We start from the raw sequence: 13,380 nt of genomic DNA, 5'->3' as shown, positions 1-13,380 counted from the left end.
GCCCGGCTCCCTTCGTGCGGGCCGTCCGGCTGACCGCCCCCGCGGGCGCGTCGGCCGAGGTCCCGCCGCGGCGGCCCGCCGGGCGCGTCGTCCCCCGCCGCCAGCCCCGGCCGCCCCCCCGCCCCCCCCCCCGCGCCCCCCGACCGGGGTCACGGCCCGGGCCGCCCCGTCCTGCCCCCGGGACGCCTCGGCATCCAGCTCTACTCCCTGCGCGACAAGGTGGCCACGCTCGGCTTCGCCGCCGTCTTCGCCGAGCTGAAGAAGTACGGATACGACGAGGTCGAGTTCGCCGGCTACAGCCAGGGATCGGCCGGCCCCATCACCCTCGCCCAGCTGAAGCGGCTCACCCGCGACAACAGCCTGCGCGGCATCGGAAGCCACGTCGGCTACTACTCCTCCGACCCCAACGCGTACACCTTCGCCCAGAACCTCGACCAGGTCCTCGACGACGCCCAGGCCCTCGGCCTCCCGCACATCGGGACCGCCTCGGGCCCGTGGCGCTACGGGGCCACCGTCGACGGCTGGAAGCGCTGTGCCGAGGAGTTCAACCACTACGGCGCCGAGGCGAAGAAGCGCGGCATGAAGTTCTACCAGCACAACCACGCCGAGGAGTTCTCCTTCGCCACCGACCGGCCGAACGTCCGCCTCTACGACGTCCTGCTCGCCGAGACGGACCCGGATCTCGTCCACCTCGAGATGGACATCTACTGGGCGTACGCCGCCCAGTTCCGCTTCTCCCGTCGCGTCGACGGCACGCCGGCGCCCTTCGACCCGCTGGACTACGTACTGGACCAGCCGCACCGCTATCCGCTCTTCCACGTCAAGGACGGCGAACGCGACGACTCCGTCCGCGACGGCTACCGCATGGCGGACGTCGGGGACGGAGACATCGACTATCAGCGCTTCATCTCGGCGGTGAACCGCACCCAGCACGGCTACCGCTCCCACCACTGGCAGGCCGAACACGACAACCCGGTCGAGTCGTTCGCCTTCGCCCGCAAGTCCGGAGCGCACCTCCACTCCCTGCGCGAGAAGGACTGCTGACCGGGACGGCCACCGCGCTCACGCGTCCCGGCTGATCGGCCGCGGGTTCGCCGCCACCCGGCGGGCCCGCGGCCTCCCCGGCGGATGCAGGAAGATCGCCACGAATCCGGCGAACAGCGAGATCGACCCGGCCAGCAGGAACGCGCCCGAGTAGTCCCAGGCCGAGACCACGACCGCGCCCATGCCCGAGCCGAGGAGCCCGGACACCAGCTTGGAGCTGTAGACGAGGCCGTAGTTGGAGGCGTTGTTGTTCTCCCCGAAGTAGTCGGCCGTCATCGCCGCGAACATCGGGAAGATCGCACCGCCACCGAAGCCGGAGATGCTGGAGAACACCAGGAACAGCGGCAGATTGTGGATCGAGCCGGACCAGAGGATTCCGTACTGGGCGAGCCCGAGGACGATACAGACGAAGATGAGGCACTGCTTGCGGCCGTAACGGTCGGAGAGCCAGCCGATCACACCCCGCCCAGTGCCGTTCACGATGGCCTTCAGCGACATCGCGGTCGCCACGATCCCGCCCGCGAAGCCCGCCTCGTCACCGAACGGGACCTGGAAGGCGATACCGAAGATGTTGACGCCCGACGTGCACAGCAGGCAGAACCACATCAGCGCGACCCGCCCGGTCCGCCAGGCCTCGATCGGCGTGTACTGCTTCACCGCCGGCGGGTTCTTCTCCATGGCCCGGCGCGCCCGCGGGTCGTCCGGCTTGCGCAGCGGATCCACCGTGTCCGGCCACCAGTTCTTCGGCGGGTCCTGGAAGAAGTAGCCCGCCACGGCGACCATCGCGGCCAGGAAGAGCCCGACGGCCACCAGCACCCAGCGGAAGTTCGTCAGATCCATGTAGCCGGTGAAGATGAAGACGAACGGCACGGAGCCGTAGGCGAATCCGCCGTTGACGAACCCGGTCTTCCCGCCCTTCCGCTCCGGGTACCACTTGCCGACCATGTTGACGCAGGTCGCGTAGACCATGCCGGCGCCCATGCCGCTGAACATGCCGAAACCGAGGTACGCGACGACCACATGGGGCGCGTACGCGAGGGAGAGGTAGCCGAGCAGGGTGCCGACGGCGCCGAGCATCATCGCCCAGCGGGCCGGCAGTTTCCCGCTCTCGCGCAGCTTGCCGGCCGGGAAGGCGACAGCCGCCTGGAAGAACACCCAGACCCCGAGCATCCAGAAGATGTGTGCGCTGCTCCAGCTGTGCGCGGTGTGCAGGGTCTCCTCGGCGGAGGCGAACGCGTACTCCGCCGAGCTGATGCCCATCATGCCCACCCAGGGCAGGATGACCATCCACTTGCGTTTGCGGCCCATCAGGTCGATGTCGGTCTCGCCGAGCCGGTACGTGCGGCCGTTGGCGTCCGTCACCTCCCTGTAAGGGAGGGTGGTGGTGATGTCGGTTGTCGTCATGGAGATCGAACCCCTTGCGTGGAAGAAGTCTGGCCAGCGCCCCCTGTCCGTTCCCTTCGCACCGGGGCCCGCGGCGAGCGGCCACCGCGAGCCCCGTGGTTCGAGCTGTCGCTCAGCTCATCGACCGCCCCCCAACGCCGTCCTCGCCCAGCAGCCCCGCCGCCCGGGCCCACCGGTACTTCGCACCGAGCACCGCCACGGGCCGCTCGGTGGTGTACGGATAGGCCACGACGCCCCGTTCGAAGAGGTACTGGCAGGCCTCCTCGACCTCGACGTCGCCCGCGAGCGACGCCACCACCGGCTTCTCGATGCCCCGCTCACGGAACTCCGCCACCACGCGCGCGGTGAGCTCGGCGAAGACCATCGGGGGAGTGACGATGGTGTGCCAGTAGCCCAGGACGAGCGCGTGGATCCGGGGGTCCTCCAGGCCGAGCCTGATGGTGGCCTCGTACGTCGACGGCGGTTCGCCGCCCGTGATGTCGATGGGGTTGCCCGACGCCCCGAAGGGCGGGATGAACGCCTTGAAGGCGGCGTCCAGGTCGTCCGGGATCTCCATCAGCCGCAGTCCGTTGTCGACGATCGCGTCCGACAGCAGCACCCCCGACCCGCCGGCGCCGGTGATGACGACGACGTTGTCCCCCTGCGGGGCCGGCAGGACGGGCAGGGCCCGCGCGTACTCCAGCATGTCGCTGAGCCCCGGGGCCCGGATGACCCCGGCCTGCCGCAGGATGTCGTCGTACACCGCGTCGTCACCGGCGAGCGCGCCCGTGTGCGAGCCGGCCGCCCTGGCCCCGGCGGTGGTTCGTCCCGCCTTGAGGACGACCACCGGCTTCTTCGGGACGGTCTGCCGGGCCGCCTCGACGAAGGCCCGCCCGTCCTTGAGGTCCTCCAGGTGCATCGCGATGCACTCGGTGCGGGGATCCTCGCCGAACCAGGTCAGCAGGTCGTCCTCGTCGATGTCCGATTTGTTGCCGAGGCCGACGATCGCCGACACACCCGTCCGCGTGGTGCGGGCGAAGCCCAGGATCGCCATCCCGATCCCGCCCGACTGCGAGGTAAGCGCCACGCCACCCTTGACGTCGTACGGGGTGCAGAAGGTGGCGCACAGGTCCTGCCAGGTCGAGTAGTACCCGTAGATGTTGGGGCCGAGGAGCCGGATGCCGTACCGCTCCGCCACGGCGACGATCTCGTCCTGGAGCGCGTGCTCACCGGTCTCGGCGAAGCCGGACGGAATGAGCACCGCGTTGGGAACGCCCTTGCGACCCACCTCCTCCAGCGCCGACGCCACGAACGGAGCGGGGATCGCGAAGACCGCCACATCCACCTCACCGGGAACGTCCGTGACACTCTTGTACGCCTTGCGGCCCAGAATGTCATCGGCCCGGGGGTTCACCGGGTGGATCTCGCCGGGGAATCCGCCGTCGATGAGGTTGCGCATCACCGAATTGCCGATCTTCCCCTGCTCGTTGGAGGCCCCGATCACGGCCACCGAGGTCGGCTGCATCAGTCGACGCATCGACCGCAGGATCTCCTCACGGCCGAACGTCCGGCGTGGCGCCGGGACTTCGGTGGCGAGGATGACGCGGATGTCGGCCGCCGTAGCGCCCTCGGGGGTGGCGATCACCGGGTTCAGATCGACCTCGGCGATCTCCGGGAAGTCGGTGACCAGTCGGGAGACGCGCCGGATCTGTTCGGCGAGCGCCCACCGGTCCACCGCCGGCGCCCCGCGCACCCCGCGCAGGATCTCGGCCGCCCGGATCGAGTCGAGCATCGACGCCGCCTCGTCGGCGGTGACCGGAGCGAGCCGGAAGGTGACGTCCTTCAGCACCTCCACCAGCACCCCGCCGAGCCCGAACGCGACGACCTTCCCGAAGGCAGGGTCGGTGACGGCGCCGACGATGACCTCCTGTCCCGGTGGCAGCATCTGCTGCACCTGCACGCCGTCGATGCGCGCGTCCGGAGCGTAGGCCCTTGCGCTCTCGACGATCCGGCAGAACGCCTCCCGGACCTGGGCCGCGCCCTCGACCCCGACGACGACTCCGCCCGCGTCGGTCTTGTGCAGGATGTCGGGGGAGACGATCTTCAGGACCACCTTGCCGCCGAGCCGGTCGGCCTGTGCCACCGCCTCGTCGACGTCCCGGGCGAGTGCCTCGCCGGGGACGGCGATGCCGTACGCGTCGGCGATCGTCTTGCCTTCGGGGGCGGTGAGCGCCGTGCGCCCGTCCGCGCGTACGGCATCGAGCAGTTCGCGTACCGCCCGCTGGTCGAAGCTGTGCGTCGTCACTAGATCACCCCAGTCGTCTTGAGCAGCCGCAGCTCCTCGTCGCCGAGCCCGAGTTCGCCGAGGTACACCTCTTCGTTGTGTTCGCCGAGCAGTGGTGAAGTGATCACGTCGACCGGGGAGTCGGAGAGCTTGAGAGGGGAGCCGACCGTGGTGAAGCTGCCACGCTCGGGGTGGGGGACCTCGACCACCATCTCGTTGGCGACCAGCGAGGCGTCCTCGATGATCTCCTTGGTGGACAGGATCGGACCGCATGGGATGCCGCGTGCGTTCAGCAGCTCCAGCACCTGCCACTTGGGCAGGGTCGAGGACCACTCCTCGATGAGCTGGAACATCTTGGGGAGCTTGGGCAGCCGGGCCTCCGGCGTCGCCCACTCCGGGTCCTCGGCGAGCTCGGGCCGGCCGATCAGCTCCGAGATCGGGGTCCAGCCGACGGGCTGGACGATGACGTACACGTAGTCGTTCGGACCGCCGGGGGCGCAGCGCACCGCCCAGCCCGGCTGGCCGCCGCCGGAAGCATTACCCGAACGAGGGACTTCCTCGCCGAAATCTTCGTTGGGATACTCGGAGAGCGGTCCGTGGGACAACCTCTGCTGGTCCCGCAGCTTCACCCGGCACAGATTCAGCACCGCGTGCTGCATCGCGACGTTCACCCGCTGCCCCCGCCCGGTGTTCTCGCGCTGGAAGAGCGCCGCCAGGATCCCGGCCACGGCATGGACGCCGGTGCCGGAGTCACCGATCTGGGCGCCCGTCGCCAGCGGCGGCCCGTCCTCGAACCCGGTGGTGGCCATCGAGCCGCCCATGGCCTGGGCGACGACCTCGTACGCCTTGAAGTTGGTGTACGGGCCGTCCCCGAACCCCTTGATGGAGGCATAGACGATTCGTGGATTGATCTCCTGGATGCGTTCCCAGGTGAAGCCCATCCGGTCGACGGCTCCCGGGCCGAAGTTCTCGACCATGACGTCGCTGCGCCGGATCAGCTCGGTGAGGAGTTCCTTGCCGCGCTCGGTCTTGGTGTTCAGGGTGATGCTCCGCTTGTTGCAGTTGAGCATCGTGAAGTAGAGCGAGTCGACCTCCGGGATGTCCCGCAGCTGCTTGCGGGTGATGTCTCCGGAGGGGGCCTCCAGCTTCACCACGTCCGCGCCGAGCCAGGCGAGCAGCTGGGTGGCGGACGGACCGGACTGCACGTGCGTCATGTCGAGGACGCGAATGCCTTCAAGAGCCTTGGTGCCCTGTGCCTTGGTCATGACCGGGCCCTCCTCACTTGTACATGGTCTGGTTCATGGTTCCGGGGGCGTACGCGTCGGGGTCGACCCAGACGTTGATCAGCGACGGCAGCCCGGACTCGCGCGCTCGTCGCAGTGCCGGGGCGATGTCGGCGGGGTCCCGCACCTCCTCGCCGTAGCCGCCCAGCATCCGGGCGAACTCGTCGTAGTGGACGTCGCCGAGGGTGTTGCCGACCCGCTCGCGCTCCAGGCCGTACTTCTGGGCCTGGCCGTAACGGATCTGGTTCATCGAGGAGTTGTTGCCGACGATGCCGACGAAGGGGAGGTTGTAGCGGACGAGAGTCTCGAAGTCCCAGCCGGTGAGGGAGAACGCGCCGTCACCGAAGAGCGCCACCACCTCCTTGTCCGGGCGGGCCTGCTTGGCGGCCAGGACGAAGGGGACGCCCACGCCGAGCGTGCCGAGCGGACCCGGGTCCATCCAGTGCCCGGGTGACTTGGGCTGGACGACCTGACCGGAGAAGGTGACGATGTCCCCGCCGTCGCCGATGTAGATCGAGTCCTCGGTCAGGAAGTCGTTGATCTCGCTGACCAGGCGGTACGGGTGGATCGGCGAGGAGTCCGAGCGCAGCTGCGGCAGCCGCTTGTCGAGCGCGGTCTGCTCGGCGGTGCGCAGCTCCTCCAGCCATGCCTTGCGCTTGGTGGCACCGCCGTTGAGCCGGCCGCTCGCCGCCTCCGTGACCGACTTCAGGACCAGCCCCGCGTCGCCGACGATCCCGAGGTCGATGTCCCGGTTCTTGCCGACCGTCCGGTAGTCCAGATCGATCTGGACGACGGTGGCGTCCGGGGAGAGCCGCTTGCCGTAGCCCATCCGGAAGTCGAAGGGGGTGCCGACGATGACGATGACGTCCGCGTTGGAGAAGGCGTAACGCCGGGAGAGCTGGAAGTGGTGCGGATCGCCGGGCGGCAGCGTGCCGCGCCCCGCCCCGTTCATGTACGCGGGCACGTTGAGCGTCCGTACGAGCTCGACCGCCGCGTCCGTGGCCCGGGTCGTCCAGACCTGGCTGCCCAGCAGGATCGCCGGCTTCTCGGCGTGCACGAGCAGATCGGCGAGCTTCTCGACAGCCTCGGGGTCGCCGCCGCCGCGGGTGGACGCACGGTACTGCCCGGCCTTGGGCACCCGCGCCTTCTCCACCGGAACGGTGGCGTCCAGGACGTCGCGCGGGATCTCCAGGAAGGAGGGCCCCGGCGCGCCGTGGTAGCACTCGCGGAAGGCCATGGAGACCATGTCCGCCGCCCGCGCCGTGTCCGGCACCGTCGCGGCGAACTTGGTGATGGGGGTCATCATGTCCACGTGCGGCAGGTCCTGCAGCGAGCCCATCTTGTGCTGGGTGTGCGCTCCCTGGCCGCCGATCAGAAGCATGGGCGACTCGGCGCGGAAGGCGTTGGCGACGCCGGTGACGGCGTCGGTGGTGCCGGGCCCCGCGGTGACGACCGCGCAGCCGGGCTTGCCGGTGATCCGGGCGTAGCCGTCGGCGGCGTGCGCGGCCACCTGTTCGTGGCGCACGTCGACGACTTCGATGCCCTCGTCGACACAGCCGTCGTAGATGTCGATGATGTGGCCGCCGCAGAGCGTGTAGATGCGGTCGACGCCTTCCGCCTTGAGGGCCTTGGCGACCAGATGTCCACCGGAGATGCGTTCCTGCTGGGCCTGCTGGCTGTCGTCGGGCATGGCGAAGTCCTGTCCCTTCGTAGGGGGTTGAGGTGCTGTCGCGGTCGATTGCATACAGTCGACGAATACTGTATGAAGCTTGTTATCCCGCATCGCCCGGATGGTGTCCAGGGGGTGTGCGGCACTTTCGAGACAGGGAGCCGAGATGGACCTGTACGAGCACCAGGCAAGGGAACTCTTCAAGGGCTACGGCATCGCGGTCCCCGACGCCGCCGTGGTCGACCACCCCCGCGAGGCGCGGCACGCCGCCGAACTCCTCGGCGGACGCGTCGTCGTCAAGGCGCAGGTGAAGACCGGAGGCCGGGGCAAGGCAGGCGGTGTCAAGCTCGCCGCAGACCCCGCCGCCGCCGAGATCACCGCACGTCAGATCCTCGGTATGGACATCAAGGGCCACACCGTTCACCGGGTGATGCTGGCCCAACCCGTCGACATCCAGGACGAGTTCTATGTGAGCTACGTCCTCGACCGTGCGGCCGGCACCTTCCTCGCCATCGCCTCCGCCGAGGGCGGCATGGACATCGAAGAGGTCGCCGCCACCCGGCCCGAAGCCGTCGCCCGCATTCCCGTCGACCCGGCCGAAGGCGTCACCGAGACCAAGGCCGCCGAGATCGCCGCCGCGGCCGGGCTGCCGCCCGAGGCAGCGGACGCACTGCGCCGCCTCTGGCAGGTCCTCGTCCGCGAGGACGCCCTCCTCGTCGAGGTCAACCCCCTCGTCCGTACCGTCCAGGGCACGATCCTCGCCCTCGACGGCAAGGTGACCATCGACGACAACGCCGTCTTCCGGCAGGCCCGTTGGGGCGAGACCCCCGACGCTCCGAGCACCGAGGGCGACCCGCTGGAAGTCGCCGCCAGAGCCAGGGGCCTCAACTACGTCAAGCTCGACGGCGAGGTCGGCATCATCGGCAACGGCGCCGGACTCGTCATGTCCACCCTCGACGTCGTCGCCGGCCGCGGCGCCCGTCCCGCCAACTTCCTCGACATCGGCGGCGGCGCCTCCGCCCAGGTCATGGCCGACGGCCTCGACGTGATCCTCTCCGACCCCGACGTCCGCGCCGTACTCGTCAACGTCTTCGGCGGCATCACCGCCTGCGACGCCGTCGCCGAGGGCATCGTCCAGGCCCTCGCATCCGTGCACCTCACCAAACCGCTCGTCGTGCGCCTCGACGGCAACAACGCGGCACGCGGCCGGGCCATCCTCGACGCCCGCGCCCACCCCCTGGTCGAACAGGTCACCACGATGGACGGCGCCGCCGCCCGCGCAGCCCAGCTCGCCACCCGCTGAAGGGAAGCAACGCCATGGCCGTCTTTCTGACCAAGGAGAGCAAGGTCCTCGTCCAGGGCATGACGGGAGCCGAGGGCATGAAGCACACCCGCCGGATGCTCGCCGCCGGCACGGACGTCGTCGGCGGGGTCAACCCCCGCAAGGCCGGCAGCACCGTCGATCTCGACGGACGCGCGATCCCCGTCTTCGGCTCGGTGCGCGAAGGGATGGACGCCACCGGCGCGGACGTCACGGTCGTCTTCGTCCCGCCGCCCTTCGCCAAGGCGGCCGTCGTCGAGGCCGTCGACGCGGGCATCGGCCTCGCCGTCGTCATCACCGAAGGCATCCCCGTCCACGACACCGTGGTCTTCCAGGCGCACGCCCGCGACCGCGGCACGAGGATCATCGGCCCCAACTGCCCCGGTCTCATCAGCCCCGGCCAGTCCAACGCGGGCATCATCCCCGCCGACATCGCGGCCAAGCCCGGCCGCATCGGACTGGTCTCCAAGTCCGGCACGCTCACCTACCAACTCATGTACGAGCTGCGGGAGTACGGTTTCTCCTCGGCCGTCGGCATCGGCGGCGACCCGGTCGTCGGCACGACCCACATCGACTGCCTCACCGCGTTCGAGGCCGACCCCGACACCGACCTGATCGTGATGATCGGCGAGATCGGAGGCGACGCCGAAGAGCGCGCGGCCGAGCACATCGCGGCACACGTCACCAAGCCCGTCATCGCCTACGTCGCCGGCTTCACCGCCCCCGAGGGCAAGACCATGGGCCATGCGGGCGCTATCGTCTCCGGTTCGTCCGGTACGGCCGAGGGGAAGCGGAAGGCCCTGGAAGCGGCGGGGGTACGGGTCGGCTCCACGCCCACCGAGACGGCCGGACTCGTCCTCGCCCGGCTCGCGGCCCCGGGCGACCGCACCCACGACTGACGCCGCCCCGACGCACCCTCCGTCCGCACGACGCCCCCGCGCGCCATCGTCGTGCCCACGCACCGCGGCCCCACGCGACGCGCCACCGCCCGACCGCGCAGCAGCCGGCTTTCCCCGGCCGTCGTGCGCACGCAGCCATCGCACCTTCCCGCCCGACTGTGCACCGAGAGCGGAGAACCCTCCATGGCACCGACCCCAGAACCCACCCCGGCCCCGTCCTCAGCCCCGGCCCCCTCCTCAACTCCAGCCTCAGCCTCCTCCTCAAACCAAGCGCCAGCCCCCTCCTCGACCCCAACCCCCGTCCCCATCCTCCGACTCAAGCCGGGCACCGCCTGGGCCGATGCCTGGCAGCGCTGTCTGACCGCCGCCCCCGAGGCGTTCCGGGACGACAGCGTCCGCAACCTCTGGAACGGGGCATGGCAGCCCGACGGCCGGCCGCTCCCCGCCATCAGCCCCGTGGACGGCAGCCCCATCGCCGGCCCGCCGCGCCTCGACGCCACCACCGCCCACCAGGCGGTCCGCGCCTCGCTCGACCAGCACCGCGCCTGGCGCCACATCCCGCTGCCCGAACGCCGCGCCCGCGTCTGCGCCACCCTCGACGCACTCACCGCACACCGGAAGCTGCTCGCCCTGCTCCTCGTCTGGGAGATCGGCAAGCCCTGGCGGCTCGCCCAGGCCGACGTCGACCGCGCCATCGACGGGGTGCGCTGGTACGTCGATGGCATCGACCCCATGCTGGCCGGCCGCGCCCCGCTGCCCGGCCCGGTCTCCAACATCGCCAGCTGGAACTACCCGATGTCCGTCCTGGTTCACGCCATGCTCGTGCAGGCGCTGGCCGGCAACGCCGTCATCGCCAAGGCCCCGACCGACGGCGGACTCGCCTGCCTCACCCTCGCCTCGGCGCTCGCCGCCCGCGAGGGCATCCCGATCACCCTGGTCAGCGGCAGCGGCGGCGAGCTCTCCGAAGCCCTCGTCCGCGCCCCCGAGATCGGCTGCGTCTCCTTCGTCGGCGGCCGCGACACCGGCGCCCGGATCGCCACCGCGGTCGCCGACCTCGGCAAGCGCCACATCCTGGAGCAGGAGGGCCTTAACACCTGGGGCATCTGGAACCACACCGACTGGCCCGCCCTCACCTCCGTGATCCCCAAACTCTTCGACTACGGGAAGCAGCGCTGCACCGCCTACCCGCGCTTCGTCGTCCAGCGGACCCTCTTCGCCGACTTCCTCGCCGCCTACCTGCCACCAGTCCGCGCGATCCGGTTCGGCCACCCGCTCGCCGTCGAGCACCCGGACGACGAGCTCCCCGACCTCGACTTCGGTCCGCTCATCAACGCCGCCAAGGCCAAGGAGCTCGGTGACCTGGTCTCCGAGGCCGTCGACCGGGGGGCCGTCCCGCTGCACCACGGTTCGCTCGCGGACGGCCGCTTCCTGCCGGGCCAGGACACCTCCGCGTACCTTCCGCCGGTGACGCTCCTGAACCCGCCCCCGTCCTCACCCCTCCACCACGCCGAACCCTTCGGCCCGGTCGACACGATCGTCCTGGTCGACACCGAGGCGGAGCTGCTCGCCGCGATGAACGCCTCCAACGGGGCCCTCGTCGCCACGCTCTCCACCGACGACCCGGAGACGTACGACCGACTCGCCCCGCAGATCCGGGCCTTCAAGACCGGCCACGGAAAGCCCCGCTCCCGAGGCGACCGCGAGGAGCTCTTCGGCGGCTTCGGCGCGTCCTGGCGCGGGTCCTTCGTCGGCGGCGACCTGCTGGTCAAGGCCGTCACCGAGGGGCCCGGGGGCGTGGACGGCACCGAGGGGGAGCGGCTGCCGGGCAACTTCCCCGACTACCACCTGATGCCCTGACAGGGGCCGATCACCCGATCCCCTGACGGTCAGCCTCCAGAGCGAAGGTCCGATCGGCAGCCTCCGCCACCGCGCGCTCGACCACCTGCGTGAGCAGCGCGCGGTGCCGGAGCAGGGGCGCCCTGCGCTCCTCGGGGACCAGCGACAGGAGGTCGTCGAGCCCCGCGAGCATCCGCCGGGACACCTGCGGACTGTCCGCCGCGCAGCCCCGGACCTCCGTGAACCCCAGATCCACGAGATCGGTCCACTCGGGTCCGTCCCGCACCAGTCGGACCGTGCCCGCGCGGTCCCGGTGCTGGACGGACCCCAGCGGGCGGTTCGCGAGCGCCGCGAGGATCTGCACGATCCGGTCCAGGCACTGCACGGCGGTCGTCGGGTCGTTGACGGCGGGGGAGAGGGCCCGCAGAGCGATGTCGGCGAGCTGCCGCAGGCCGAAGCCGAGATCCTGGTGGAACGTCCGCTCGACCCCGAGGGAGACCGCCGAGGCCAGCCGGCGTGGCACCTGCCCTCCGTGGACGGCGAGGAGGCGGGTGCCGGGCACCACGAAGTCCCCGATCCGGGGGACCAGCCGGAACACGACGCCGTGCCGTTGGGCGCCCTTGACGAGCCATGCCACATTCACGTCCCGCAGCACGCCGGCGCGCCCCCGGTGCACCAGGAACTCCGTCGGTTCCCCGAGCTCGCCGACCTCGTCCCCGTGCAGCGGCTGCCTCGTCAGGACGGACAGCGCCTCGGTCGTGATCCGTTCCACCACGTGCCCCACGCGCATCAGCTGCAGTGTCGTGCTCACATACGCCACGAAGAGCAGCAGGCTCAGCCCCACCATGAGCAGCGTCAGGAGCGACTGCACCAGGGGCACGACCGTCACGTACCGGGGATCGGTCTCGCTCTCGTACGAGGTCAGCACGAGCAGCGACAGCAGGAAGGTCGAGAGGAAGACGGAGAAGGTCGCCTTGGTGATCCGGCTCCGGATGAAGATCCGGACGATCCGGGGGCTGAACTGGCCGCTCGCCATCTGGACCGCGACCAGCGAGATGGAGAAGACGACACCGATGAAGGTCATCATCGCCGAGGAGATCGTCGTCACGATCGTCTTGGCGTCGTCGGAGATCCCGATCAGGTCGGAGATCTCCTCGTACGCCTCGTCGTCGCGGAGCCATCCGATGATCGCCTCGTCCAGCGTCGTGGCACCCGTCCACAGCGCGAAGACGGCCACCATCGACAGGATCGGCGCGAACCAGAACGTGTCCCGCAGATGCTCCCGCAGCGGCGACAGCATCCGGGGCCTGCGGTACGTCGACCTGCGGTACTCGGATCGGTAGCTCACCCAGGGCAGGTTAGGCGGCCGGGGTCGCCACTCCCCGTATGCGTGCGACGACACTCTGTGCGTTCTGCTGGGCGCCCGGACTTGATCAAGGACATCCAGCCCACGGCACGCCACTGACCACGGGAAACGTGGGTGAAAGGCACCTCGAACCCCTGGTAGAGTTATCCATGTCGCCGCGGGGAACACCCCGAAACGACACAACACCTGGTCCGGGTGGCGGAATGGCAGACGCGCTAGCTTGAGGTGCTAGTGCCCTTTATCGGGCGTGGGGGTTCAAGTCCCCCCTCGGACACCAGAGAGATACGAAGGCGGG

The 13,380-nt window shown here is 70.2% G+C and carries 8 protein-coding genes, 1 tRNA gene and 1 pseudogene; 5 read left to right on the top strand and 5 right to left on the bottom strand.

Going from position 1 to position 13,380, the window contains the following annotated elements; all coding sequences use genetic code 11:
* Positions 1-147 precede the first annotated feature (147 nt).
* Positions 148-1,044 (top strand): annotated as a pseudogene (locus tag ACFQ7Q_RS35605) (sugar phosphate isomerase/epimerase family protein); the annotation flags it as partial.
* Between the two features lie 18 nt (positions 1,045-1,062).
* On the opposite strand, the gene ACFQ7Q_RS35600 reads toward ACFQ7Q_RS35605, so the two are convergent.
* From ACFQ7Q_RS35600 to ACFQ7Q_RS35585, 4 genes are all read right to left on the bottom strand, one after another.
* Positions 1,063-2,448, bottom strand: a complete 1,386-nt coding sequence (locus ACFQ7Q_RS35600; protein WP_383562571.1) for an OFA family MFS transporter — start codon at positions 2,446-2,448, stop codon at positions 1,063-1,065.
* 112 nt (positions 2,449-2,560) lie between these two features.
* Entirely contained in the window at positions 2,561-4,732 is a 2,172-nt protein-coding gene (locus tag ACFQ7Q_RS35595; RefSeq protein ID WP_383562568.1) for an acetate--CoA ligase family protein, read from the bottom strand.
* Positions 4,732-5,976: a formyl-CoA transferase gene (gene frc / locus ACFQ7Q_RS35590; RefSeq protein WP_383562565.1), complete on the bottom strand. Its 1,245-nt coding sequence runs from the start codon at positions 5,974-5,976 to the stop codon at positions 4,732-4,734. The genes ACFQ7Q_RS35595 and frc overlap by 1 nt, the downstream gene beginning before the upstream one ends.
* Before the next feature lie 13 nt (positions 5,977-5,989).
* Entirely contained in the window at positions 5,990-7,684 is a 1,695-nt protein-coding gene (locus ACFQ7Q_RS35585) for a thiamine pyrophosphate-binding protein (RefSeq protein WP_383562562.1), read from the bottom strand.
* Positions 7,685-7,829: 145 nt separating this feature from the next.
* Here ACFQ7Q_RS35585 and sucC point away from each other — a divergent pair, with 145 nt between their 5' ends.
* The 3 genes from sucC to ACFQ7Q_RS35570 all read left to right on the top strand — a co-directional run bounded on the left by sucC (position 7,830) and on the right by ACFQ7Q_RS35570 (position 11,740).
* Entirely contained in the window at positions 7,830-8,966 is a 1,137-nt protein-coding gene (gene sucC, locus ACFQ7Q_RS35580; protein ID WP_383562559.1) for an ADP-forming succinate--CoA ligase subunit beta, read from the top strand.
* 14 nt (positions 8,967-8,980) lie between these two features.
* Positions 8,981-9,883 carry a succinate--CoA ligase subunit alpha gene (gene sucD / locus ACFQ7Q_RS35575; protein WP_383562557.1) on the top strand — a complete coding sequence of 301 codons (903 nt, stop codon included), beginning with the start codon at positions 8,981-8,983 and terminating at the stop codon, positions 9,881-9,883.
* A 183-nt stretch (positions 9,884-10,066) separates the two neighbouring features.
* On the top strand, positions 10,067-11,740 hold the full coding sequence (locus tag ACFQ7Q_RS35570; RefSeq protein ID WP_383562554.1) for an aldehyde dehydrogenase family protein: 1,674 nt from the start codon (positions 10,067-10,069) through the stop codon (positions 11,738-11,740).
* A 10-nt stretch (positions 11,741-11,750) separates the two neighbouring features.
* Here ACFQ7Q_RS35570 and ACFQ7Q_RS35565 read toward each other — a convergent pair whose 3' ends face one another.
* Complete coding sequence (locus ACFQ7Q_RS35565) at positions 11,751-13,019, bottom strand: DUF2254 domain-containing protein (protein ID WP_383562574.1); 1,269 nt, start codon at positions 13,017-13,019, stop codon at positions 11,751-11,753.
* Positions 13,020-13,274: 255 nt separating this feature from the next.
* Here ACFQ7Q_RS35565 and ACFQ7Q_RS35560 point away from each other — a divergent pair.
* Positions 13,275-13,362: transfer RNA gene (locus ACFQ7Q_RS35560), tRNA-Leu, on the top strand.
* The last annotated feature ends 18 nt before the right edge of the window (positions 13,363-13,380 follow it).

This window comes from Streptomyces sp. NPDC056527, from assembly GCF_042794475.1.
Lineage (GTDB): Bacteria > Actinomycetota > Actinomycetes > Streptomycetales > Streptomycetaceae > Streptomyces.
This window is presented reverse-complemented; position numbering and strand designations above follow the sequence as displayed.